The organism is Paenibacillus sp. Paensp38, assembly GCF_059491915.1.
The window spans coordinates 1,342,894-1,368,818 of sequence record NZ_CP168516.1; the positions used below are offsets into that span (position 1 = coordinate 1,342,894).

Annotated in this window: 21 protein-coding genes; all 21 read left to right on the forward strand. The window is 46.7% G+C overall.

Annotated elements, in window-relative coordinates; translation table 11 throughout:
- The first annotated feature begins 48 nt into the window (after nucleotides 1-48).
- The 21 genes from ACEN8J_RS06065 (at nucleotide 49) to murA (ending at nucleotide 25,917) form a co-directional block, all read left to right on the forward strand.
- Nucleotides 49-1,008: a ketopantoate reductase family protein gene (locus ACEN8J_RS06065; protein WP_049817000.1), complete on the forward strand. Its 960-nt coding sequence runs from the start codon at nucleotides 49-51 to the stop codon at nucleotides 1,006-1,008.
- Between the two features lie 4 nt (nucleotides 1,009-1,012).
- Nucleotides 1,013-1,402 (forward strand): DUF3397 domain-containing protein, encoded by a 390-nt coding sequence (locus ACEN8J_RS06070; protein ID WP_013311106.1) that lies wholly within the window; start codon nucleotides 1,013-1,015, stop codon nucleotides 1,400-1,402.
- 153 nt (nucleotides 1,403-1,555) lie between these two features.
- Complete coding sequence (locus ACEN8J_RS06075) at nucleotides 1,556-3,259, forward strand: peptide ABC transporter substrate-binding protein (protein ID WP_029517764.1); 1,704 nt, start codon at nucleotides 1,556-1,558, stop codon at nucleotides 3,257-3,259.
- Nucleotides 3,260-3,461: 202 nt separating this feature from the next.
- On the forward strand, nucleotides 3,462-4,394 hold the full coding sequence (locus ACEN8J_RS06080; protein WP_029517763.1) for an ABC transporter permease: 933 nt from the start codon (nucleotides 3,462-3,464) through the stop codon (nucleotides 4,392-4,394).
- A gap of 4 nt (nucleotides 4,395-4,398) precedes the next feature.
- Nucleotides 4,399-5,349, forward strand: a complete 951-nt coding sequence (locus tag ACEN8J_RS06085) for an ABC transporter permease (protein ID WP_029517762.1) — start codon at nucleotides 4,399-4,401, stop codon at nucleotides 5,347-5,349.
- Nucleotides 5,350-5,360: 11 nt separating this feature from the next.
- A complete protein-coding gene (locus ACEN8J_RS06090; RefSeq protein ID WP_029517761.1) occupies nucleotides 5,361-6,299 on the forward strand; it encodes an ABC transporter ATP-binding protein in 939 nt (312 codons plus the stop codon).
- Nucleotides 6,300-6,421: 122 nt separating this feature from the next.
- The gene (gene bshC / locus ACEN8J_RS06095; RefSeq protein WP_342425026.1) at nucleotides 6,422-8,053 is read left to right on the forward strand and encodes a bacillithiol biosynthesis cysteine-adding enzyme BshC; all 1,632 of its coding nucleotides are present in this window, start codon (nucleotides 6,422-6,424) and stop codon (nucleotides 8,051-8,053) included.
- A gap of 65 nt (nucleotides 8,054-8,118) precedes the next feature.
- A complete protein-coding gene (locus ACEN8J_RS06100; RefSeq protein WP_013311100.1) occupies nucleotides 8,119-9,384 on the forward strand; it encodes an adenosylhomocysteinase in 1,266 nt (421 codons plus the stop codon).
- Nucleotides 9,385-9,715: 331 nt separating this feature from the next.
- The gene (gene mraZ, locus ACEN8J_RS06105) at nucleotides 9,716-10,153 is read left to right on the forward strand and encodes a division/cell wall cluster transcriptional repressor MraZ (protein ID WP_013311099.1); all 438 of its coding nucleotides are present in this window, start codon (nucleotides 9,716-9,718) and stop codon (nucleotides 10,151-10,153) included.
- Nucleotides 10,154-10,170: 17 nt separating this feature from the next.
- Entirely contained in the window at nucleotides 10,171-11,121 is a 951-nt protein-coding gene (gene rsmH / locus ACEN8J_RS06110) for a 16S rRNA (cytosine(1402)-N(4))-methyltransferase RsmH (protein ID WP_023989455.1), read from the forward strand.
- A 24-nt stretch (nucleotides 11,122-11,145) separates the two neighbouring features.
- On the forward strand, nucleotides 11,146-11,526 hold the full coding sequence (locus tag ACEN8J_RS06115) for a type VI secretion system membrane subunit TssM (protein ID WP_029517759.1): 381 nt from the start codon (nucleotides 11,146-11,148) through the stop codon (nucleotides 11,524-11,526).
- 60 nt (nucleotides 11,527-11,586) lie between these two features.
- A complete protein-coding gene (locus ACEN8J_RS06120) occupies nucleotides 11,587-13,941 on the forward strand; it encodes a penicillin-binding transpeptidase domain-containing protein (RefSeq protein ID WP_069010278.1) in 2,355 nt (784 codons plus the stop codon).
- An 81-nt stretch (nucleotides 13,942-14,022) separates the two neighbouring features.
- On the forward strand, nucleotides 14,023-15,939 hold the full coding sequence (locus ACEN8J_RS06125) for a stage V sporulation protein D (RefSeq protein WP_025721601.1): 1,917 nt from the start codon (nucleotides 14,023-14,025) through the stop codon (nucleotides 15,937-15,939).
- A 55-nt stretch (nucleotides 15,940-15,994) separates the two neighbouring features.
- Nucleotides 15,995-17,482, forward strand: a complete 1,488-nt coding sequence (locus ACEN8J_RS06130; RefSeq protein WP_069010279.1) for a UDP-N-acetylmuramoyl-L-alanyl-D-glutamate--2,6-diaminopimelate ligase — start codon at nucleotides 15,995-15,997, stop codon at nucleotides 17,480-17,482.
- Nucleotides 17,482-18,885, forward strand: coding sequence for a UDP-N-acetylmuramoyl-tripeptide--D-alanyl-D-alanine ligase (locus tag ACEN8J_RS06135; protein WP_069010280.1), 1,404 nt, complete (start codon nucleotides 17,482-17,484; stop codon nucleotides 18,883-18,885). The genes ACEN8J_RS06130 and ACEN8J_RS06135 overlap by 1 nt, the downstream gene beginning before the upstream one ends.
- 22 nt (nucleotides 18,886-18,907) lie before the next feature.
- Complete coding sequence (mraY, locus tag ACEN8J_RS06140) at nucleotides 18,908-19,876, forward strand: phospho-N-acetylmuramoyl-pentapeptide-transferase (protein WP_013311092.1); 969 nt, start codon at nucleotides 18,908-18,910, stop codon at nucleotides 19,874-19,876.
- Nucleotides 19,877-19,880: 4 nt separating this feature from the next.
- A complete protein-coding gene (murD, locus tag ACEN8J_RS06145) occupies nucleotides 19,881-21,302 on the forward strand; it encodes a UDP-N-acetylmuramoyl-L-alanine--D-glutamate ligase (protein WP_495594345.1) in 1,422 nt (473 codons plus the stop codon).
- 49 nt (nucleotides 21,303-21,351) lie between these two features.
- Nucleotides 21,352-22,449: a stage V sporulation protein E gene (gene spoVE / locus ACEN8J_RS06150; RefSeq protein ID WP_029517754.1), complete on the forward strand. Its 1,098-nt coding sequence runs from the start codon at nucleotides 21,352-21,354 to the stop codon at nucleotides 22,447-22,449.
- A gap of 6 nt (nucleotides 22,450-22,455) precedes the next feature.
- A complete protein-coding gene (gene murG, locus ACEN8J_RS06155; RefSeq protein WP_340885915.1) occupies nucleotides 22,456-23,565 on the forward strand; it encodes an undecaprenyldiphospho-muramoylpentapeptide beta-N-acetylglucosaminyltransferase in 1,110 nt (369 codons plus the stop codon).
- 146 nt (nucleotides 23,566-23,711) lie between these two features.
- Complete coding sequence (gene murB / locus ACEN8J_RS06160; RefSeq protein ID WP_029517752.1) at nucleotides 23,712-24,617, forward strand: UDP-N-acetylmuramate dehydrogenase; 906 nt, start codon at nucleotides 23,712-23,714, stop codon at nucleotides 24,615-24,617.
- A 16-nt stretch (nucleotides 24,618-24,633) separates the two neighbouring features.
- The gene (gene murA, locus ACEN8J_RS06165) at nucleotides 24,634-25,917 is read left to right on the forward strand and encodes a UDP-N-acetylglucosamine 1-carboxyvinyltransferase (RefSeq protein ID WP_069010303.1); all 1,284 of its coding nucleotides are present in this window, start codon (nucleotides 24,634-24,636) and stop codon (nucleotides 25,915-25,917) included.
- Nucleotides 25,918-25,925 lie beyond the last annotated feature (8 nt).

A 25,925-nucleotide genomic window follows, 5' to 3' on the forward strand; every position in this document is an offset into this window, starting at 1 on the left:
GTGCATATGATATAGTAGAAAAAAAGATGGAAGCGAGACGATACAAAGGTGATTGATATTATTGGAGCGGGTTCGCTGGGATTGTTGTTTGCCGGGAGGTTATCTGCCTCGGGTACAAAAGTAAGGCTGTGGACACGTACACTTGAGCAGGCACGCGTCATTACTCATGAAGGAATCACTGTGTTTGATAAGGAGGGGCAGGTGGCAGTACATATGTCTGGAGATAAATTGAAGGTAGCGCCATTGGCGGATTGGCAACGGTTAAATTCACAGGCTCCGGCACGATGGATAATGCTTATGACCAAACAGGGGGCGATTGAGGAAGTATTAGAACAGATCCAGCCTGCAGCTCAAATGGACAGAGATATAGGAATCGTTTGCTTGCAGAATGGAATCGGTCATATAGAACGCATTAGAAAGGCTTGGCCTAAAGCTGTGGTATACCCTGCTGTGACGACTGAAGGAGCCAAGAGGCAGGGAGTCGCATCTATTATACATGCAGGATCGGGTGTTACTGAAATAGGTTGTTCGGAGGAAGGGGAGGAGTCGAAGAACAATAATTTTAACCAATGTGTGCTAAATCGGCTGCTTGCAGCAGGATTTGACGCTTGCTTGTCGAAAGAAATCGAGAACGGTATGTATCGCAAGTTGTTGATCAATGCTGTAATCAATCCGCTGACGGCGGTATGGCGAGTTCGTAATGGCGAGCTGCTTTCGCCCCCTATTCGAATACATATGATGCGCAGGTTGTACGATGAAGGCATTCAAGTGTATGAAGCTCATGGTATCCACTGGGAAAACGCATGGTGGGAGCAAATTATAAATGTATGCCGGTCAACGGCAGAAAATCACTCGTCCATGCTAGCTGATGTACTTGCACAGTCCATGACAGAAGTTGCTTCAATTAACGGACAACTGGTGCAGATGGCAGATCAGGCTGGGGTTACTGCACCAACTCATGAGGTATTGTGGCAATTAATTGAAGGTATGCGGCTAAAAGAGGGGTGATCAGTTGAGTCTTATACAAGGTACCATTATCACTTTCAGTATTCTTCCCTTTTTTCCGTTTTTGATCGTGTTTGCGGTTTGTCGCTACATTCTTAAAATGGAAAAAAAGAAATCGTTACTTACTTCTATGGATATTACCACGTTTTTTCTGATATTTTCCGTCGCAGCACTCTTTAACGTCATTTTTACATCTCGATTCGGTTTTTATTTGATTCTACTGCTCCTATTACTGGCCTTGGGTTTAATTGGAGGAGCTCAAAATCGAATAAAAGGAAAGGTTGATGGTAAAAGATTATGTAGAGCGGTCTGGAGATTAACTTTTATAGCAATGACATTGGCGTATATTTTGTTGACTGTTGTTGGTATATTTAAGAATATATTCAACATCATGTGATATAACATGACATGAAACGGTGAGAAAATATGAATTAATCATGTTTTTTTGAAAAAAAAGCTCAATTTGAAGAAATGTAATGTAGATTTTTTTGACCGCTGGTTGTATAATCTATAAACATATACCACTTTAGAACTAGGGGGAAAACGCTAGATGAAAAGGAAAAGCTTTTTAGTCCTTTTGACACTCATTCTTGCAGTTGGCGCATTGCTCGCAGGTTGCGGCTCCAGCAAGAACGATACCAATGGTAAGGGCGCACAAGAAAACACCTCGACTACGCCGGCTCCGGCCGACAAGCAAATTTTGCGCATTAACCTTGCATCCGAGCCGCCAACGTTCGATCCGGCACAGGCTCAAGATACTCAAGCAAACACTGTTTTAAAAACAATGTATGAAGGTCTTGTTCGCATGGGCCCTGATGGTAAAGAAATTCCTGGTGTAGCTGAATCTTGGAAAATTTCCGATGACGGCAAAACCTATACGTTTAAGCTTCGCGATACTGCAAAATGGAGTAATGGCGACCCAGTCAAAGCAAGCGACTTCGTATTTGCTTGGCAACGGGTATTGGATCCTTCCACGGCTCCTGCACCTCCATATGCTTACCAATTGTACTATATCAAAAATGCTGAGGGTTACAACCTGAGCACTTCCAAATCTTTTAAAGGTACTAAAGTTACGGACTTCAAAGATGTAGGTGTCAAAGCAGTTGACGACCATACATTACAGGTAGAACTGGAACATGCAACACCTTACTTCCTGGGATTGACTTCTTTCTACACCTATTATCCGGTGCATCCGTCTGTTAAAGGTAATGATAAATGGGCGACTAAAAAAGAAAGCATGATCACTAACGGGCCTTTCACATTGTCGACTTGGGAGACAGGTCAAAAGATTGAGGTTTCCAAAAGCGAGAATTATTGGGGTAAGGACGAAATTAAACTGAAGAAAATTACAATGTCCCTTGTAAACAGCGGTGCAACAGAACTCGCTTCTTACAGAAGTGGACAACTTGATTATGCAGGTAAACCAAATGGTGAAATTCCTGCAGACCAAATGATGGCTGTGAAAAATGAAATGCCTAATGAATTCCAGGCTAAAGGTATAGCAAGCACCTATTACTATTTGTTTAACGTCACCGAAAAACCGTTCAATAATCTTAAAATTCGTAAAGCATTTGCAATGTCGATTCAACGTCAGCCGATTGTTGATAGAGTAACGATGGGTGGAGAGATTCCTGCTTACGGCTTTGTACCTCCGGGTATTAAAGGTTTATCTCAGGAATACCGTAATGAGCATAAAGATGATTATTTCAAAGAAGATGTAGCTGAAGCGAAGAAATTGCTTCAAGAAGGTATGAAGGAAGAAGGAGTAACTTCACTCCCTCCAATCACTCTACTCTACAATTCTACTGAAGGACACCAAAAAATTGCTTTGGCAGTTGCAGATATGTGGAAGAAAAGCCTGGGAATCGATGTGAAAACGCAAAACCAGGAGTGGGGCGTATTTATCCAAACACGTAACAAGTTGAATTTCCAAATTGCTCGTGGTGGATGGTCTGCTGACTTTAATGATCCGATGACATTCTTGGATATCTGGACAACTGGTAATGGCAACAATAATTCTGGATATTCTAATCCTGAATATGATGGTTTGATTAAAGCGGCTAAAACAGAAACTGATCCAGGAAAACGCATGGAAATATTTGCGAAAGCAGAGAAGCTTCTTGTTCAGGATGATATGGTTTTACTGCCGATTTATTACTACTCTAATACTTCTTTGACGAAACCAAATGTAAAAGGCGTTGCCTTGGATTTTAGTGGTGCAATTGATTTTACAAGAGCTTATATAACACAGTAAGTAGCTGATACTTGATTCTGAAGTTGAAGAGTTACTTCGGGATATATATGTGGGTACTGCCATATATATCCCGTTTTTTTTGTGTGTGAGGGTTCTTCTTAATATGATTAAATTAACCATGCATATAAGTAGATTGGACAACCCAACTCTATTTCTATAGAATCGAATGGTGTCGAAAAAATATGGGGGGTGTAAACGGGCGATGGCGCGTTATTTGATCAGTAAATTTATATTTATGCTTATTTCTTTGCTCATTCTGATCTCTGCGACGTTCTTTCTGATGAAGGCAATTCCAGGTAACCCTTTTATGAGCGAAAGAGCGACGTCTCCTGAGATTCAAGCCCGATTAATGGAACAGTATGGGTTGGATAAGCCTGTATATGTACAATATTTTAAATACTTAGGTGATATTGTTACGGGTGATTTTGGTATTTCTATGAAAAAATTGAATCAAGATGTGAGCGACATTATTGGACAGACCTTTATGGTATCATTAAAATTAGGTCTGGTAGCAATTATTGTCTCCATTATTGTCGGTATTTTACTAGGCATGCTGGCGGCTTTGTACCATCGTAGACTCATTGATACCGTAGCGATGATATTGGCAATTCTAGGTATTGCGGTTCCCAGCTTCGTTTTGGCATCATTAATCCAGTTCTTTTTTGCCCAAAAGTTGGAATTGTTTAATGTTATGGGTTTTGAGGGCCCAATGGACTACGTTCTGCCTGTTGCGGCTTTGTCCGCTCAACCAATTGCGTTTATTGCACGATTGACGCGTTCCAGTATGATAGAAGTACTGCATGCAGATTATATCAAAACGGCCAAAGCTAAAGGCTTGAAATCCATTACGATCATGTTCAAGCACGTTGTGCGGAATGCTATTTTGCCAGTTGTTACCTACGTAGGTCCAATGACAGCGAATATTATTACCGGATCTGTGGTTATTGAACGGATTTTCGGGATTGGCGGTATTGGTAAAGTGTTTGTGGAAAGTATCACAAGCCGTGATTACACTATGATTATGGGGATAACGATTTTTTACGGTGTTTTGCTTATGTTAGCGCGTTTTATTACAGATGTCGCGTATGGGTTTATTGATCCTCGGATTAAGCTGTCCGGCGGGAAGGAGGGGTAACTTTATGTCTGTGAAAGACAATGCTGTGAATTTGGATAAACTTCAGGTGAAACCGGAAGATTTCCAAAAAATAGGTGTCGATGAAAAGCAGTCTGAAGTTATTCAGCGAGAAAGCTTATCTGCTTGGCGCGATGCCTGGGAACGACTTCGTAAAAACAAGGTTGCAATGACTAGCTTGATTGTTTTAGTTCTGATTGTGCTTTTTTCTTTAATCGGCCCGATATTGTCACCCTATAATTATTACTCTAATGATTTACTCAGCACGAATCTGCCACCTTCCGCGGAGCATTGGTTCGGTACGGATGATCTTGGACGTGATATGTTTGTCCGTACATGGATGGGAGCACGGATTTCCTTGACGATAGGTCTGGCTGCAGCTTTGATTGATTTGCTGATTGGTGTTATTTATGGTGGAATTATGGGTTACTTTGGTGGCCGCGTTGATGAAATCATGAATAAATTTTCTGAAATCTTGTACTCCATTCCTTACTTGCTTGTTACGATCCTGTTGCTGGTTGTACTGGAGCCAAGTATCACTACAATCATTATTGCGCTTTGTGTGACCGGGTGGATTAACATGTCGTGGATTGTACGTGGTGAAATGATGCAACTCAAAAACAGAGAGTTTGTACTTGCTTCCCGTTCCATGGGTGCTGGAGCAGGTCGTTTGCTTTTCCGCCACCTCTTGCCTAATGCAGTAGGTCCGATCATCGTTACATTGACGTTGAGCGTTCCGACCGCTATTTTTTCCGAAGCTTTCCTGAGCTTCCTCGGGTTAGGGGTACCGAATCCGGAGGCATCGCTGGGTTCAATGATTGAATCAGCTCTGACCGGGTGGATGTATTACCCGTGGCGGATGCTTTTCCCGGCAGGTTTGATCAGTTTGATTATGCTTGCGTTCAACCTTTTTGGCGACGGCTTGCGTGATGCGCTTGATCCGAAGTTGAAGAAATAGGAGGTGAGATCATGGTGAGTAGCAACAATTTAATTGAGGTTGAAGGTCTTAAAAAGTATTTTAATGTTGGCAAAAACCGTGTGCTCAAAGCGGTGGACAACCTGAATTTCTATATTCGTGAGGGTGAAACGCTGGGTATGGTTGGCGAATCCGGCTGTGGTAAGTCTACAGCGGGTCGTACGATTTTGCGCTTGTATGAACCTACAGCAGGAAGCGTACGTTTTAACGGGACGGATATTTACAAATTATCACCGAGTAAAATGAAAGCCATGCGCCGTGATATGCAGATGATCTTTCAAGATCCGTATGCATCATTGAACCCGCGTTTTACTGTTTCTGATATTATTGGTGAGGCGCTGGATATTCACAATATGGCGGGTAGCCGTGCAGAACGTAAGAAACGGATTGAAGAGTTACTTGATCTGGTTGGTTTGAACCCTGACCATGCAACACGCTATCCGCATGAGTTTTCTGGTGGTCAACGTCAGCGGATCGGTATTGCACGCGCACTAGCGGTTAATCCTAAATTCATCATTTGTGATGAGCCGATTTCGGCTCTTGACGTATCTATCCAGGCTCAGGTTGTCAACCTGCTAAAAGAGCTTCAAGAACGTTTGGGTCTGACATATCTGTTCATTGCGCATGATCTGTCGATGGTTAAGCACATCAGTGATCGGGTAGCTGTGATGTATATGGGTAGAATGGTCGAGCTTGCAGAAAGCGCTGAGTTGTATGCAAATCCGATCCATCCTTATACGAAAATGCTTTTGTCGGCGATCCCACTCCCTGATCCAGAAGTAGAAGCTAACAAAAAACGGATTATTATGCCAGGCGACCAAGCAGGCCCGATTCATGATGCATCTGGCAATAAGACAGGGGCTTATAACCTGGAAAATGCCACGCTCATCGAAGTGTCCAAAGGACATTTTGTAGCTGAGCCTTACGCCTGATCTTGTTTTATGCAACAACCGCCGAGTTATTCGGCGGTTTTTTTTGTAGGAAGCTTTGACGTGGACATGGGCTTTCGGTACAATCAAGCAGTAAGGTTTTGGTGGAGACAGGAGGCAGACCCATGAAAATAATTCCGGAAACGCTTCGCGGAGGGTCGGCTTTGGCAGAAGATTATATACAGGGTACGGGACGCGCAAGCGATTTGTATGAGTATAATGTGCTGCACGCCGATGCTTATGCCCAACGGGCGAAGTGGCTGGATAAGACGGGGCATCTGCGATTAAACCGTAAGGATGTCGTAGCATGTCTTCGTATATACAATGAGAAATACAATTCGCATGAGGCGGTTCGTGCTTCATTGGACCGTCTGGATAGTCCAGATGCCTTAGTAGTAGCTGGCGGACAGCAAAGCGGACTGTTCACAGGTCCGATGCTGGTCATTTACAAAGCCGCTACAATTATTAAGGCAGCGAGAGAAGCTGAGGAACGGCTTGGACGTCCGGTTATCCCCGTCTTCTGGATTGCTGGCGAAGATCATGACTGGGATGAGGTCAATCATACATACGTAATGGCAAATGACCCACAAGCCGTCAAAATCAAGCTGAATAAGCAACTAGAACGCCGTTCTTCGGTTAGTGCGATTAAAGTTGATACTGTTGAGTGGAAGCAAGCGATAGCGGATATAGAGCAAAGCTTGCCAGATTCAGAACATAAGGCTGATATAATGCGCATGATTGAGAACGGATTAACGGACTCATATGGACTGAGTGAAGCCTTTGCCAAGTTGCTGGGCCTTTTGTTCGGCAGCTATGGATTAGTACTTTTGGATTCAGCAGATCCTTCGCTACGCAAGCTGGAAGCATCCGTTTTTAAGCGGCTGGTTCAGCACAATGATGAGTTGGAGCAGGCTTACCGGACGACTGCCACGCGGATCGTAGATTATGGCTATCATTTACAAGCGGATGTGCATGAAGGCGGCGCGAATCTCTTTTATATCCATGAAGATGAACGTTTGCTGCTTTTCAAAAAAGCTGGGCTATTCACAGATCGACACGGTCTGGTGGTGTTTACTGTGGATGAACTGCTTGAAGAGATAGATAGACATCCCGAACGTTTTAGTAATAATGTGCTAACTCGTCCTCTAATGCAGGATTCACTGTTTCCGGTGCTGGCATCTGTGCTGGGTCTAGGAGAGATTGCTTACTGGGCGATTACACGGGATGCTTTCGGGGTGTTGGAGATGCAGATGCCGATACTGCTGCCACGAATGTCTTTTACGTTGGTAGAGTCAGGTGTGGAAAAGCATATGCTTAAGTATGAATTAAGTTTTGGTCAAGTTCGAGACGGACTTGAGGAACGGAAAAAGCAATGGATTGCCACTCAAGATCAGCTTGGAATGCAGGATCAGTTTTCCGGGGCAAAGGAAGCTTTTGTCCGCATGTACGAACCGCTTGTGCAGCAGACAGGTTTGATTGAAAAAGGTTTGCTACGGCTTGGAGAAACCAACCGCGATAAGATTCTGTCACAGATCGCCTATCTGGAGGCAAAAGTTCAGGAAGCGTTGCTTCGACAAAATGAAACAGCACTTCGCCAGTGGGATCGTATTGAATGGTCGCTTTTCCCATTTGGACAGCCGCAGGAGCGGGCGTATACGATCTATCATTTTCTGAATCGTTATGGTCTCAGTCTGATGGATACGATTATGAATGTACCATTGGATTTGACGGGGACGCATCGTGTTATTTATGTATAATTTGTTGTTTTATATAGGATTTATCATGGAATAAAATTTAACCAATTTGAAGGAGGAAACAAAGTATGACTTCCCATTCTCTGCAAAATAGCATAGTTCACGATCTTAAATTGGCTCCTGAAGGTCATTTGAAAATTGATTGGGTAGAAGCACATATGCCGGTATTGAACCGTATACGTCAACAATTCGAGCAAGAGCAGCCTTTTGCTGGTTTGAAGGTAACCATCTGTCTACATCTGGAGGCCAAAACGGCTTATTTGGCTAAAGTGGTACAAGCAGGTGGAGCGCAGGTAACTATTACGGGTAGTAATCCATTGTCCACACAAGATGATGTTTGCGCCGCATTAGTTGAAGATGGCGTTACTGTATTAGCTAAATACAATCCGGACCCAGAAGAATTCAAAAATTTGCAAATCAAGGCACTGGAAACAAAGCCGGATCTCATTATAGATGATGGTGGTGACTTGGTTACTCTGTTGCAATCCGAACGGCCTGATCTGATTTCTACGATCCGTGGGGGAGCAGAGGAGACAACTACTGGCATTATTCGTTTGAAGGCATTGGAAAAAGAAGGGCAACTTCACTTTCCGATGGTGGCTGTTAATGATGCTTACTGCAAATATTTGTTTGACAACCGCTATGGTACAGGACAGTCAGCTTTCGACGGCATTATTCGTACGACTAATCTGGTTGTAGCCGGAAGTACAGTGGTTGTGGTAGGTTATGGCTGGTGTGGCAAAGGGGTTGCAATGCGTGCGAAAGGGTTGGGAGCCAACGTTGTTGTAACCGAGGTTGATCCAATCAAGGCTGTAGAAGCCCATATGGATGGTTTCCATGTGTTACCAATGGTAGAGGCTGCCAAACTGGGTGATTTCTTTATTACAGTAACTGGTAACAAGGCTGTAATTACAGGGGAACACTTTGATGTGATGAAGGATGGGGCTGTGCTGTGTAACGCAGGGCATTTTGATGTGGAGGTTAGTAAGCCTGAGCTTGCTAAACGTTCCGAATCCATTCGTACGGTGCGTCGTAATATTGAGGAATATCGCTTTAAAGATGGACGTAAAATGTATTTGCTGGCAGAAGGACGCCTTGTGAATCTAGCTGCCGCCGATGGTCATCCAGCAGAAATTATGGATACGACATTTGCGCTTCAGGCGCTTGGCTTGAAATACGTGAATGATCGTTATAATGAGCTTGGTAAGGCCGTTATCAATGTACCTTATGAAATTGATGAGCAGGTAGCTCGATTCAAGCTTGATAGTCTGGGAATTCAAATTGACACGTTAACTGAAGACCAAAAGATCTATTTGGACAGCTGGAACGCGTAAGCGGATTTTTCGTCACGATTTTCGCTGCAAAAGTGTTGTGTTTTTAATGCAAGTGTTTGTTTAGGTTGACATAATGGACAGAGAGTAAGCCCTTTATTCCGTGTGGTTTCGAAACCTGATGCATATTGTCGGGTGCCGGCTTCATGGGATAAGGGGCTTTTTTGTATCTTATGACGCAGGGCTACAATAACAGACATAATGCTATGGATCCAGCTTCTATCACTTTTTGGTAATGAAAAAGAGGTCTTTGATTTTTTAAAGCGAATCTATTATGCTTAGGTGGTGGAAAGTGGGCCAAAGTGGGAGAATGGGGTAAGGGGTGACGAAACCAATGTTTATGGGGGAGTTCCAACATAGCATTGATGAGAAGGGTCGGCTTACTGTACCGGCCAAGTTTCGTGAACTTCTCGGTGCCTCGTTCGTGGTTACCCGCGGGCTGGACCAATGCCTCTTCGTGTATCCTATGGATGAGTGGGCTGTCATGGAGAAAAAACTTAAAGCACTGCCTCTGATGAAGGCCGATGCGCGGGCGTTTACCCGTTTTTTTTTCTCGGGAGCGACTGAATGCGAATTGGACAAACAGGGCAGGGTAAATTTACCGGGGAATTTGTGCGAATACGCCAAGCTTACTAAAGAGTGCGTCGTATTGGGAGTGTCCACCCGTGTAGAGATTTGGAGTAAGCACACTTGGGAGCAATATTTCAACCAATCAGAGGAAGCATTTAATGACATTGCTGAGAAATTGGTTGATTTCAACTTTGAATTGTAATTTAGGAGGTCAGCCGTTTGTTTCACCACATTACCGTACTCAAAGAAGAAGCAACACAGGCACTAAACATCAGGCAGGACGGGATTTATGTGGACTGCACGTTGGGAGGGGCAGGACACAGTTCCGTCATTGCATCACAGCTTGGCCCTGAGGGAAGGCTTATTGCCTTTGATCAGGACGACTGGGCATTGAACAATGCGCGAGAGAAGCTGTCAGCCTATGAAGGAAAGATTTCATTAGTGAAATCTAACTTCCGCCACTTGCAGGACAAGCTGACTGAATTGGGATTGCCCGAAAAAGACGGCGTCCCGCAGGTCCAGGGTATTTTGTTCGATCTGGGTGTGTCCTCGCCCCAGTTCGATGAGGGGGAACGGGGATTTAGTTACAATCATGATGCGCCGCTTGATATGCGGATGGATCAGAGTAGCTCGCTTACGGCTTACGAAATTGTCAATGAATGGTCGGAAGCAGAGATTGCGCGTATTTTGTTTCATTACGGAGAAGAGAAGTTTTCACGGCGGATCGCAAAGATCATGATTGAACGTCGATTGAACAAGCCTATTCACACAACAGGGGAACTTGTCGATATTATCAAAGAAGGAATTCCGGCTGCGGCACGCAGAACCGGGGGACATCCGGCTAAACGCAGTTTCCAGGCTTTGCGGATTGCTGTAAATGATGAGTTGGGTGCACTGGAAGATACTTTGCATCAGGCAATAAGATGTCTGGCTCCAGGAGGCAGAATTTCGGTCATTACATTCCATTCTCTGGAGGATCGGATATGCAAGCATATTTTCAAGGAGTATTTGGCGAAAAGCATCTATCCATCTGATTTGCCTATTTTGGAGGACAAAATGATAGGCGATCTGAAGCTGGTGAACCGTAAGCCGATTGTAGCGTCAGAGCAGGAATTGGAGCTTAATCCACGGTCCCGGTCAGCGAAGCTGAGAGTTGCCGAAAAATTGTAAATTTAATGGAGAAGGAGAGGCGACATGGCTTATACACGCGGTAATTTGGCTGTAAAAGAAAGAGCCCGTCAGGAACAGGTTCAGCAACAACGGTATCGTGAGACCACCAAAGTCGTTACACGCCGCAGAGAGCTGCCGATTCGAGAAAAGCTGCTGTATCTATTGACACTTGTAGCGTGCATTGTCATTGCTGGTATGTTGATTGGCAGGTACGCTCACATTTATCAAATCAATTATTCGATTAATACGGCAAGCAAGGACATTTCCAAATTACAGACCAATATCGCCCAACTGAAGATTCAAAAAGAGCGTCTGGAAAATCAGATCGTGCCGACTGCAAAGGAACAGGGATATATCGAACCAACAAGAGAGCCCATTCGTGTGGAAAAGCAGGCTGCCAAATAGTTAAGGGCATAGCATCAAGCTATGCTCTGACGTACATTTTTTTGCAGAGAGGTTTGAGCTATGGTCAAAAGAATAAAGCTTCGTACACTGCTGATAGGGGGATGTATTACCCTCTTTTTTCTTGTTCTGCTACTTAAGGTATTTTGGATTCAAGTTGTGAGCGGGGAGTACTGGCATAACCTGGTAGTTACTCAAGTGGAAAAAGATCAGGTGATTCAGCCCAAGCGTGGAACCATTACGGACCGTAAAGGAAACGTATTGGCTACGGATGCACCAGCTTATACGGTAGTTGTCAATCCTACCATTATTCAGGAGTATGATTTGGAGAATGAGGTTGTAGCTAAGCTACACCAATTACTCAAAACACCTGAGGATGAGCTGAGAAGGCATCTTTCTGCAAAGGATAAAGCGGGGAACTACTTAAAAAACCGCGAGATCCGCAATGGAGGCTGGAAGGTAGATCCTGAGGTCAAGGCACAAGTGGATACGTTCAAAGAGTATTTGAAGGATAAGTATCAAGTAATTGGAGCTGTGGACACTGTTCAAGGATCCAAACGCTATTATCCAGAAAATAAGCTGGCTTCCCATGTTCTTGGCTATCAAAGAAAAGATGGCACAGCAGGTATGGGGTTGGAAGCTTATTATAATAAAGAGCTCTCGGGGACGGCTGGAAAGCTTCTGTATCAGCGGGATCGGAAGGGAGTTCCTCTTCAAGGATCGGGAAGTGTCTATGAGCCGGCACAAAATGGTAAAAATTTAAAGCTGACGATTGACGATACGATTCAGTATTATATAGAGGATGCCATGCAGGAAGCTATTGCAAAATACAATCCGAAAACGATGACTGTGGTAGCGGCTGATCCCAAAACGATGGATGTTCTCGGTATGGCGACCTACCCGAATTTTAATCCCAATACATATGGGAGTACACCTTTGGAAAATTTCCGTAATAATGCTACTCAGTCCATCTACGAGCCGGGCTCCACGTTTAAGATTGTGACCTTGGCTGCCGCGGTTCAAGAAAAGGTATTCAATCCGAATGAATCCTACCAATCTGGTATGATTCGGGTCGGAGGTTGGGATATTCGTGACGTAAGCCGTAACTGGGGAACGTTAACTTATCTTCAGGGAGTCAAGCGTTCAAGTAACGTCGGCTTTGTCCATCTGGGGCTGGATAAGTTGGGTGGCGAAAGGCTGAAGAAATATATTAATAACTTTGGTTTCGGGGTGAAAACGGGTATTGATCTTCCGAGTGAGTCTACCGGAGCTATCACATTCCATACCCAGTACAAATCCGAGGTCGCAACAGCTTCATATGGACACGGACGTGTCCAGGTGACGCCAATCCAGCAGGTAGCTGCCATCTCGGCAATTGCTAACGGGGGGAAGCTGATGCAGCCTCATCTGGTAAAGGAAATTATAAACCCAGATACAGGCGAAGTGCAGACGATTCAGCCAAAGGAAATCCGCCAAGTGATTACTCAGGAATCTGCAGCTCAGACAAGTAGCTATCTGGAGCAGGTTGTGTCTGACCAGGAAATTGGTACGGGACGCCTTGCTTATATCGACGGATATCGTGTAGCTGGTAAAACAGGTACAGCGACGAAGGTCGTTGGAAAAGTATATGACCATTCGAAGGATGTCGTGTCCTTTATAGGTTTTGCACCGGTAAATGATCCGAAAATGGCTGTTTTGGTTGTTATGGACGAACCTAACAAATCGGTAGGCGGCGGTACAGCAGCAGCGCCTGTATTTAAAAAAATCGTATCCCAATCGTTGCAATATATGGGTGTTCCAAAAACGGGAACTAAAACGAATAAATCAGGCAGCGCTGTTGTAAAAACAGTGAATTTGCCAACGGTACCACAATTAACGGGTCAGGTGAAGAAGGATGCGCAAAACGCATTGCTCAAACAGGGGATTGCCTATGAAACGGTAGGCAAAGGCTCCAAAATTGTTCGCCAGTATCCTGAAGCAGGCGTCAAAATGAAACCCGGACAACGCATTTACTTGCTGACTGAGGATAGTGCCAACATGACTATCCCTGATTTTACAGGTGTTTCGTTGCGTGACACACTTCAAGTTCTAACCCTTATGAGGGTTGGTGTGCAGGTAAGCGGCGAAGGTTATGTCGTCTCTCAAAAGGCGCAAATGGTAAATGGAAAGCGAATCGTCAGTGTGATGCTTCAGCCGGCCAAAGAAACGGTGACCGGAGTGAAACCGGAGGATACACAGGACTCGACCAATGGAGTTGCAGCTAACCAGATTGGGAGCGCAACAAAAACGGAGGCCGATAATAAAAACGAATCCGGTACTACTGCCGAAGCTGGAACAGATGCGGGAGCTCCTAAGAGAGGAATATCGGCTGTTGCAGATGAGAAAAGTGCTGCTGAGATTAAAGGCGAGGATAACTGATAGCTTGTTCTAATGTTCGTTCTTTTGAATATTCATGAGGTAAGACATGTCATGAGTATTTGAGGAACGGAGGGAGCGCGTTTGAAAAAATCTAACGTGACCATGCGGCGAAGGCTGGTATGGGGGCTAATGGGATTATTTGTACTGTTTGCGGCCTTGTCGATCCGGCTCGCCTATGTTCAATTGGGTAAAGGAGGCGAGCTCTCGGCCAAGGCTGAGGATTCGTGGCGCCGCAATATTCCATTTGCCGCCAAGCGTGGCGAAATTTTGGATCGGCAGGGTACGGCGCTGACCTACAATGTCAGTTCGCCCACAGTCATGGCGATACCAGTACAGATTAAGAAGCCGGAAGAAACGGCACGCAGGCTGGCGCCCTTGCTGGATATGAGTGAGGATAAAGTGCTCAAGCTGATTACCAAACGAACAGCAAGCCAAAAACTTCAGCCCGGCGGACGAAAAATTACGATGGAGAAAGCGCAGCAAATTCGTGATTTGAAGCTGCCGGGTATCGTTGTTGCTGAAGACAACAAACGTTATTATCCTTATGGTGATCTAGCCGCTCATATTCTTGGGTTTACAGGAATTGATAATCAAGGGCTGACAGGCGTAGAGAAGCAGCAAAACAGTAAGCTTCGGGGAATTGACGGAAGTATTGCATATTTATCAGATGCAGGTGGTCGTCTGATGCCAGGTTCTTCCGAAAAATACATTGAACCGAAGGATGGACTGAATTTACAATTAACCATTGATAAGTCTGTGCAGTCCATTATGGAGCGGGAGCTTGACCAAGCCATGGTCAAATTTCAGGCGAAGTCCGCGTTGTCTATAGCTATGAACCCCAAGACGGGTGAAATATTAGGCATGGCTGGACGACCAAGCTATGAGCCAGCGCTATACAAGCAATATGCGCCTGAAATCTACAATCGAAATCTGCCTATCTGGATGACATATGAACCTGGGTCTACTTTTAAAATTATTACATTGGCGGCTGCCTTGGAAGAAAAGAAGGTCAATCTCAAAAATGACCGTTTTTTTGATCCGGGATATATTGAAGTCGGTGGAGCACGTCTGCGTTGCTGGAAGAAAGGCGGACATGGGAGCCAAACTTTCCTTCAAGTGGTGGAGAATTCTTGCAACCCTGGTTTTGTAACATTGGGGCAGCGGTTAGGCAAAGAAACACTGTTCAAGTACATTCGCAATTTTGGCTTCGGCAGCAAAACGGGGATCGACATGATTGGTGAGGGCAACGGCATTTTGTTCAAGCTACCTCAGGTAGGTCCTGTAGAACTGGCGACGACCGCTTTTGGTCAAGGGGTGTCTGTCACCCCGATCCAGCAGGTTACGGCTGTATCAGCGGCAATCAATGGCGGTAATCTTTACAAGCCTCACATTACAAAAGGTTGGGTTCAGCCGGGAACCGGAAAAGTGCTGGAAAAAGTAGAACCAGAACTGGTACGTAGGGTCATTTCAGAGGACACCTCCCGACAGGTAAGGGAAGCGCTGGAAAGTGTCGTTGCTAAAGGTACAGGTCGTCCTGCTTTTATTGAAGGCTACCGGGTGGGAGGTAAAACGGGGACAGCACAAAAGGTGATTAACGGGCGTTATTCTTCCTCGGAGCATATTGTATCCTTTATTGGTTTTGCACCGGCAGATGATCCGCAAATCGTCGTCTATACCGCTGTCGATAACCCGAAGGGCATTCAATTCGGCGGGGTTGTTGCTGCGCCAATCGTGCAAAATATTTTAAAGGACGCGCTGATTGCCTTAAAAATACCACCTCGCACCAATCAAATTGCCAAAGAGTACAAGTATGGAGAAAATCCGATCGAAACGGTACCTGATCTGGTAGGTGCTACTGCAGCTGATTTGTACGAAGATATGAATATGAACTTTATGCTCGTAAAATCCGGGTCAGGCAAGACGGTCGTGAGTCAGGCGCCGAAGCCGGGCTCCAGATTGGAGCGGGGATCAACGATCCGTATTTACATGGGGGATTGATAGGTTCATTTTATACCATACTATGAATAACGAGAGAGCAATGGAGGAATGAAAGATGCAGCTTCAACAATTGGCTTCACTGCTGGCCGTCTCCCGTGTCGTGGGTGACGGTACAGTGGATTGCCGAGGAATCGGGGCGGATTCACGTCGAGTGCAACCGGGAGATTTATTTCTGTGTCTGCCAGGTTTTACAGTGGACGGACATGAATATGCCGAGCAGGCAATTGCGTCCGGAGCGGCAGCTTTGGTCGTTGAACGGGAACTGGATGTACCTGTTCCGCAGCTTGTAGTTAAGGATGCACGACATGCCATGGCGGTTTTGGCGGATTATATGTTTGATTCACCGAGCCGACGCATGCGCATGATCGGCATAACCGGAACCAACGGTAAAACAACGATAACTTATCTGATTGAAAAGATCATGAAGGACGCCGGGGTGAACACCGGACTGATTGGTACGATTCAAATGCGTTACGGTGGTCAGTCTTATCCAATGTCTGGCACTACGCCCGAAGCGGTGGAACTTCAACGTTATCTGGGAAATATGGCAGAGCAGGGGGTTCAATGCTGTGTCATGGAAGTATCCTCACATGCGTTGGAGCAGGGTCGCGTCAAGGGAACTGATTTTCGCACAGCTATATTTACAAACCTGACGCAGGACCACCTGGACTACCACAACACAATGGAGGAGTACCGTGCTGCAAAAGGACTTTTGTTCTCTAGGTTGGGAAATGCTTTCTCGCGTGATGCATCAGATAGCAAATATGCTGTTCTGAATGCAGACGATCCGGCTTCTTCCTATTTGCAGGCTCAAACTGCGGCCCAAGTGATTACATACGGCGTGGAAAAGGAATCTGATGTGCAGGCATCTCGTATCACTATTGGTGCCAAGGGAACCTTCTTCCATGTGTCCACTTTTAAAGGAGATACCGATATTGAGCTTCGAATGGTGGGCAAGTTCAATGTGTACAACGCACTGGCGGCCATTACCGCAGCTCTGCTGGAGGGAATTTCGCTGGCGGATATCAAGAGGAGTCTAGAGTCTATCGCGGGCGTAGATGGGCGGGTAGAGCCTGTAGATGCGGGTCAGCCCTTTGCTGTTATTGTAGACTATGCCCATACACCGGACGGATTGGAAAATGTCCTTCGCACCGTAAAGGAATTTGCGGTCGGTAAAGTATGGTGTGTATTTGGATGCGGCGGTGACCGGGATCGTACGAAACGTCCGTTGATGGGGAAAATTGCTGCGCGTTACAGTGATCATTCGTTTATTACTTCCGACAATCCGCGAACAGAGGACCCGAAAGTGATTTTGAAAGACATCGAACAAGGGCTGATTGATGAAGGTATACCCGCAGAACGATACGAATTGATCGTGGATCGAAGAACTGCAATTCATAAAGCTGTTGAAATGGCAAGCCCTGACGATGTAGTATTGATTGCGGGAAAAGGTCATGAGACTTACCAGTTGATCGGAAAAACGGTGCATGAATTCGATGACCGCATCGTAGCCAAAGAAGCGATAAGGGGTTTATCCAAGTGATGAAAAGAACAATCGGTCAGATTGCATCTATGTGTGAAGGAACACTTCACGGAGAAGCGGACGCCGAACAGATAGTCGAAGGCGTTTTTACAGATTCTCGCAGGCCGCAGAGCCAAGGGTTGTTTGTTCCACTCGTGGGCGAACGATTTGATGGGCATAATTATGTGCAGCAGATCGTAAGTGAGGCAGGTGCAGCTGCATTTTTATGGCAAAAGGATCATGGCGTACCTCCGGCTGAGAACGCTATTGAGGTAGAGGATACGTTAGAAGCCCTTCAGCATCTAGCAGCTGCATACTTACGCGAAACTGGCGTTTCTGTCGTTGGGATCACGGGAAGCAACGGCAAGACGACAACGAAAGACATCGTAAACGCTCTGCTGGGCACGACTTTTAAAGTACACAAAACCGAAGGAAATTATAACAATCATATCGGTTTGCCTTTAACGGTACTGTCCATGCCGCAGGATACAGATATTCTCATTCTGGAGATGGGCATGAGTGGACGTGGAGAGATTCGTCTGCTGGCTAATATTGCCCAACCAGATGTAGCTATCATAACGAACATAGGCGAATCGCACTTGCTGCAGCTTGGTTCTCGTGCGGAAATCGCTCGTGCAAAGTTGGAAATCACAAGTGGCCTTAAGCCCGGTGGTTTGCTGATCTACAACGGGGATGAACCACTGCTTTCACAAGTGTTGGCGGAGTCTGAAACGGTCAAGCCTGAAGGTTTAAAATTATTTACGTTCGGGCTAGCTGCAGGCAACGATGACTATCCAACTGAAATCACTTCGGATGGAGAAGGTAGCTTATTCATAACAGCCCAATCTGGCAAAGAGGCTTTCCGACTTCCCTTGCTTGGACAGCACAATGTTGTAAATGGTTTGGCAGCACTGGCGGTAGCGCGTCATTTCAATGTCGATGCAGACCATATACGTAAAGGGTTGTCGTCTTTAAAACTGACGGGCATGCGTATTGAGGTCGTGAACTGTCCTAATGGACTTACTGTGCTAAACGACGCTTATAATGCCAGTCCGGCTTCTATGAAGGCTGCAATTCAGACGTTGTCTGCGTATAAAACGGATGGACGTAAAGTCGCCGTACTTGGTGACATGCTGGAGCTGGGACCTGAGGAAAAGCAATTCCATGAGGAAATTGGAATTTTCGCGGCAAAGCACGACGTAGAGGTACTGTTTACCTACGGTGCGTTAGGCACTTCGATTGCACAGGGCGCGCAAGGGTTGATGCCAGCTGTTAACGTGCACGCCTATACAGATAAGCAAGAGTTGATCCAGCATTTGCGGGTTCATCTCCACGCCAATGATATTGTGCTGGTTAAGGCATCCAGAGGGATGCGACTAGAAGAAATTGTGGATGCGCTGAAAAACGGTCCGCTACAGAACTGATGTTGACGAGAGGGAGACTCCCATGGATATTCAATTATTACTGCTGACGATCGTCGTATCGTTTATACTGGCGGTCATTGCCGCTCCACTGCTCATTCCGCTGCTGCGGCGAATGAAATTTGGCCAGCAGGTCCGGGATGACGGGCCACAAAGCCATCTTAAAAAGATAGGTACGCCTACAATGGGCGGTATCGTGATTCTGGTGGCTTTTACGCTGACCTTTCTTAAGTTTTCAGCTATTAAAAATACGGACTTTTACGTTCTGCTGGTTGCTACACTCGGCTTTGGGCTGATCGGATTTTTGGACGACTATATCAAAATTGTATTCAAACGCTCGTTAGGCCTGACGGCGCGTCAAAAGCTGTTTGGACAATTATTGTTTGGCGCGATCATGTGCTGGCTTCTGCTTAGCAATGATCATAGTACTGCGATCGGCATCCCTGGAACGTCATGGTCATTTGATTGGGGCGGCTGGTTCTATTATCCGTTCATTATTATCATGATGCTGGCAATTAGCAACGCTGTCAATTTCACGGATGGGCTGGACGGGCTGCTGTCCGGTACAAGTGCCATTGCCTTTGCTGCTTATGCCATTGTCGCGATTCAGGCAACCTCGCTTCCGGCAGCAGTATGCTCAGCAGCTATGATTGGCGCTGTACTAGGATTTCTCGTATATAATGCTCATCCTGCCAAGGTGTTTATGGGTGACACAGGCTCGCTGGGAATCGGCGGCGCCATAGGTGCCATTGCCATCGTTACGAAAAGCGAAATTTTGTTTCTCATTATCGGCGGTGTATTCGTAATTGAAATGCTGTCCGTGGTCTTGCAGGTAGCTTCCTTTAAAACACGTGGCAAGCGTATTTTCAAAATGAGCCCGATTCATCATCATTTCGAGCTGTCCGGCTGGTCCGAATGGCGCGTAGTTATTACATTCTGGGCTGTAGGACTGCTGTTGGCAGGACTCGGACTTTATCTCAACAAGGGGTTGTAGACCAATGAACCATCCAGACGCATACAGAGATCAGGAAGTCGTCATTATCGGTCTGGCCAAAAGCGGCGTGCAAGTTGCCAAGGTGCTGCACCAGGCCGGAGCGAAGCTGACAGTCAATGATAAAAAAGATAGGGAACAATGTCCCGAAGCTTCTGAATTAGAGGCTTTGGGAATTTCCGTTTTATGCGGGGGTCACCCAGAGGGGTTGATTCATCCTGGAGTGAAGCTGGTTGTCAAAAATCCAGGCATTCCTTATACGGCCCCTCCCGTACAGAAAGCTGTCGAGCTCGGCATTGAGGTTGTGACCGAGGTTGAGGTCGCCTACCATCTATGTAAAGCTCCGATCATCGGAATTACTGGCTCCAACGGAAAGACGACCACGACCACTTGGGTAGGCAAGCTGTTGGAGGCATCCGGCATGAATCCAATCGTGGCTGGTAATATCGGTACGCCCTTATGTGAGGCGGCTGTGGACGCCAAGTCGGATGAGTGGATGGTTGTGGAGCTGAGCAGCTTTCAGTTAAAAGGAACAAAGGATTTCAAGCCCGCTGTGGCCTGCCTGCTCAATGTAGCAGAGACCCATTTGGACTACCACGGAGGCATGGAGGACTACGTTGCATCCAAGGCGCGTCTATTTGCCAATCAAACGGCGGCGGATACTGCGGTGGTGAACTGGGACGACCCCGTCTGCCGGGAGCTGGTACCCTATATAAAAGCGAAGCTGCTTCCGTTCTCTACGACAGAACGTTTGCAGGAAGGGTTGTTTGCTGATCCGCCATACATACCGGATGTGACGGACGATATTGAACGTAGCATCGTATACCGCGATGGAAATGGTGTGCTGCATCCCATTATAGGCATAGCTGAGATTGGACTTCCGGGTCGTTTTAACGTAGAAAATGCTCTTGCTGCCTGCGCAATCGCCATTGCTGTAGGCGCAGAACCAGCAAATTTGGCGGAACCATTAAGTACTTTTCGCGGCGTAGAACATCGGCTTGAATATGTTTTAGAACACGCTGGTGTAGCTTATTACAATAATTCCAAAGCAACCAATTCGAAAGCAACGATGATGGCCTTATCTTCCTTTAAGCAGCCTATTGTACTCATTGCTGGAGGATTGGATCGTGGCTCTGATTATACAGAGCTCGTACCTTCTTTACAGGAAGGTGTGAAAGCCGTTGTGCTCCTGGGTGAGACACGGCATAAGCTGGCTGAGCGGGCCAAGCAGGCCGGAATAGAGCATGTCAAGGTCGTCGATAATGGGGAGGATGCCGCCGCTACGCTCGTGGAGGCTGTGAACAAGGCTTCTGAATTTGCTGAGACGGGAGATGTGGTATTACTCTCACCCGCCTGTGCAAGCTGGGATATGTTCCGATCCTATGAAGAGCGTGGACGTATTTTTAAAGAGGCGGCGCATAAATTGTAAGTAGGGGGGTTGGATAAGCCCCTACTTTTATGCAAGGGGTGGCCTCCTGATGAAGCAGTCTCGTCCAGCGCCGGATCTATGGCTTTTCGTTTGTATTGTAAGCTTATTAGCCATCGGCATGGTTATGGTATATAGTGCGGGCGCCGTCCTCGCTTTTCACGAGTACGGGGACTCCTACTATTTTGTTAAGCGACAATTGCTGTTTGCGGGGCTCGGCCTAGTAGCGATGTACTTTACTGCCAGAACGGACTACCGGGTCTGGCAGAAATATGCCAAGGTCGTATTGTTGATCTGTCTAGCGCTGCTGGTTGCCGTATTAATTCCCGGCATTGGTGTAGTAAGAGGCGGGGCACGAAGCTGGCTCGGTATTAGCTCTTTCGGCATTCAGCCTTCCGAGTTTATGAAGCTAGGTATGATTCTTTTTCTCGCTCGTTGGCTCAGTCGTCCTGATTATGATATTAGCTCTTTTACGCGCGGCCTGTTGCCGCCGCTTGGACTCATGGGACTGGCTTTTGGGCTTATTATGCTCCAGCCCGATTTGGGCACAGGTACGGTAATGATGGGAGCGTCCATGCTCATCGTATTTACGGCAGGCGCGCGTATGAAGCATCTCGGTCTGCTAGCTCTGTCGGGAGCAGCGGGGTTTGCTGCACTGATTGCAGCTGCGCCTTATCGACTCCAGCGCATCACAGCTTTTCTGGACCCTTGGTCCGATCCGCTTGGCGCAGGCTATCAAATTATTCAATCGCTATATGCGATTGGTCCTGGCGGGCTGGCGGGCTTGGGACTCGGCATGAGTCGACAAAAATATAGCTACGTTCCTGAGCCGCAAACTGATTTTATTTTTTCCATTTTGGCGGAGGAGCTTGGCTTTATCGGTGGAATGACGGTGCTGGGGCTCTTTTTGGTTCTCGTGTGGAGAGGAATGCGTGTCGCTATAACCATTCCGGATACCTATGGTAGTTTGCTTGCGGTGGGTATTGTCGCAATGGTTGCCGTACAGGTCGTCATTAATATTGGTGTCGTTATCGGTTTAATGCCGGTGACAGGAATAACACTGCCCTTAATCAGCTATGGAGGTTCTTCTCTGACCTTAATGCTAACTGCTCTGGGCATTTTACTAAATTTATCACGTTATGCGAGGTGAACGTTTATGCGCGTCGTGTTGAGCGGCGGCGGCACCGGAGGGCATATTTATCCGGCGTTGGCCGTAGCCAGACAGTGCGAAGAAATTGATCCAGACGCTGAATTTTTATACATTGGCGGTCAACGAGGACTCGAAAGTAAGTTGGTTCCTCAGGAAAAAATTCCATTTGAGGCTATTGATATCACAGGATTTCGTCGCAGCTTGTCTGTGGAAAATATAAAAACGATCATGCGTTTTTTCAATGGGGTTCGCAGATCCAAAGCATTATTAAAGAAATTTAAGCCAGATGTCGTTATTGGAACTGGGGGATATGTATGTGGCCCCGTCGTTTATGCAGCTTCCAAGTTGGGAATTCCCAGCATTATTCATGAGCAAAATGCAATTCCAGGGCTGACTAATACATTTCTGAGTCGCTATGTGGATACAGTGGCTGTTAGCTTTGAAGGCTCAGAAGGAGCTTTTCCCAAAGCTAAAAATGTACTGTACACCGGAAACCCGCGTGCTACAACAGTTCGTTTGGCTAACCGGGATCGGGGATTTGCTACGATTGGGGTTCCGATGGACAGCTCAGTTGTCCTTGTGGTCGGTGGCAGCAGGGGAGCGAAGGCCATTAATGACGCCATGATTGCAATGGCTCCGCAACTTTCGCAACTGAAAGACGTCCATTTTGTATATGTAACCGGAGAATCTTATTACGAGCAAACGCTGGATAGCATACGGAATCAGATCGGCTCATTGCCCAATCATCTACATGTGCTTCCCTATATTCACAATATGCCAGAGGTGCTGGCCTGTACTTCTTTAATTGTTAATCGTGCAGGTGCGTCCTTCTTGGCAGAGATTACATCGCTCGGCATTCCGTCCATTCTGATCCCATCACCTAATGTGACGAATAACCATCAGGAGGCTAATGCTCGTACCCTTGAAAAGGCAGGCGCATCCGTCATGATTGTAGAAAAGGAACTGAGTGGCCCGGCCCTGTTTCAATCTATAGCGGGAATTATGAAGGATAAGGCATGGCGGAGTCGCATGGCGGAGTCGGCGTCTGCGCTTGGCAAGCCTGACTCAGCGGATATTTTAGTAAAAGAAATGGAGCGTCTTGCCCGTAAAAGGTAGTTTGCAGCGTAGAATTGGGCGGTTGTCACACACCGGATGGTATTTACATAGGATACCCTATAGATTGTGACCATCACTCAGGCTGCCGGTTGTCAGGTGAGAGCCTTATAACCATGCGGGGCAAGCAACAAGGAGGTTTCAGTACAATGCAGCAATGGATGCCATTATTAGCGGAGCATGATATCGGAAAAGTGCTGGAGCATGAGCCGCTGTCCAAATATACGACATGGAAGATTGGAGGCCCTGCGGATGCACTTGTCATCCCGGATACCAAAGAGCAGCTGGCAAGAGTTTTGAAGCTGGCTAGCGAGCACGGAATTCCCTGGATGCAGTTGGGGCGGGGCTCCAACATGCTCGTCTCTGACAAAGGGATACGGGGACTTGTGATCAAGCTGGGACCAGGATTTGATTATGTTCATTTTGAAGATGAACAGATCGTTGCTGGAGGAGGCGTTTCACTGGTCAAACTGTGCGTTATGGCCAGCAAACAGGGCCTATCCGGTCTTGAATTTGCTGGTGGTATCCCAGGATCGGTCGGTGGGGCTGTCTACATGAACGCCGGTGCCCATGGGTCTGATGTGTCACAAATATTCCAGTCCGCTGAGATTGTGCTGGATACAGGGGAATTGGCTGTGTACGATGCCGAGAATATGCATTTCAGCTATCGTCACTCCGTGTTGCATGAGCAACGTGGAATGGTGACAGAGGCAGTGTTTCGGATGAAGCGGGGCGACCGCGAGGAAATTTCAGCAGCGCTTGCGGCTTTTAAAGACCGCCGTCGGCTGACTCAGCCGCTACAGTTAGCTTGTGCAGGAAGCGTGTTCCGCAATCCTCCAGGAGACTATGCTGCCCGTCTTATTGAGAGCGCAGGTCTCAAGGGCTTGAAGGCGGGAGGCGCAGAGGTATCTGTACAGCATGCCAATTTCATTGTAAATACCGGTCAAGCGACAGCAGAGGACGTGCTTACCCTAATGAAGCATATTCAAAGTACAATATCATCTCAAACCGGCATCAAGCTAGTTCCGGAGGTTTTCGTAGTGGGTGAGCGGTAAACTCGGAGGTGATACATTGGACAAATTGGTGATTGAGGGAGGCCGTCCCCTGTCAGGCACCATACGTATCCATGGGGCAAAAAATGCGGCACTACCTATTCTTGCAGCGAGCTTACTTGCACAAGGTAAGGTAGAAATTCGGAATGTGCCCCATCTTTTAGACATTAAGGTCATGCTGCACATCCTTGAAAGACTCGGCTGTACATGCCGACATGAAGAGGAAACGGTATACGTGGATACGTCGTCCGTCCGAACGTTCCAAATTCCGGAAGATTTGATGAAGCAAATGCGCTCATCTATCTTTCTGATGGGACCGCTGCTCGCCAGATATGGAGAAGTTTCTATTTACCAGCCCGGAGGCTGTGCCATAGGCGAGCGCAAAATTGATCTTCACCTAGAGGGCTTAAAAGCTCTTGGCGCAGAGATAGAGGAAAAAGACGAGCAAATTACGTTTCGAGCCCACAAGCTGATCGGCTCGGACATCCACATGGATTTCCCGAGTGTAGGTGCAACGGAAAATATTATGATGGCCGCTGCGTTGGCTGAAGGACGAACAACGATCACCAATGCAGCGAGGGAACCGGAGATTCAGGATTTACAAAACTTCTTGAATGCCATGGGAGCCCGCATTATCGGTGCTGGAACCGACACGATTACAATTACGGGGGTCAGTTGCCTCAATCCGTGTACGTATGAGGTCATTCCTGACCGCATAGTTGCTGGAACGGTTATGATCGCAGCTGCAGCTACACGAGGAAGTGTGTCGTTGACACACTGCAATCCATCCCACTTGTCTGCTCTGATTCATGTCCTCAGGCGGGCTGGTGTTCAAGTCGGCATCTTGAATGATATAATGACCGTAAGTTGTATGAGTCGTCCCAAAGCAGTGGAGAGGATCGTTACCTCCCCTTACCCGTCTTTTCCGACGGATTTGCAATCTCAGGTCATGGTTCTGCTTTCTTTGGCGGACGGATTCAGTGTCATGAAAGAGACCGTCTTCGAAAGCCGATTCAAACATGTGGATGAACTAAATGTAATGGGTGCTGATATTACGGTTGATGCAAATGCTGCCTTTATAAGAGGAGTTTCACGTCTGTACGGGGCTACGGTAGAGGCTACCGATCTGCGGGCAGGGGCTGCGCTGGTCATAGCGGGTCTAGCGGCTCAAGGACGTACCGTTGTCGAGCAGGTTCATCATATTGACAGAGGGTATGACCGGATCGAGCGTCTTTTTCAGGGACTGGGTGCCCGAATGAGCCGTCAGTCTCCGGTGCCGGAGCAACTGGATTTCGTAAATTAATGCCTGTA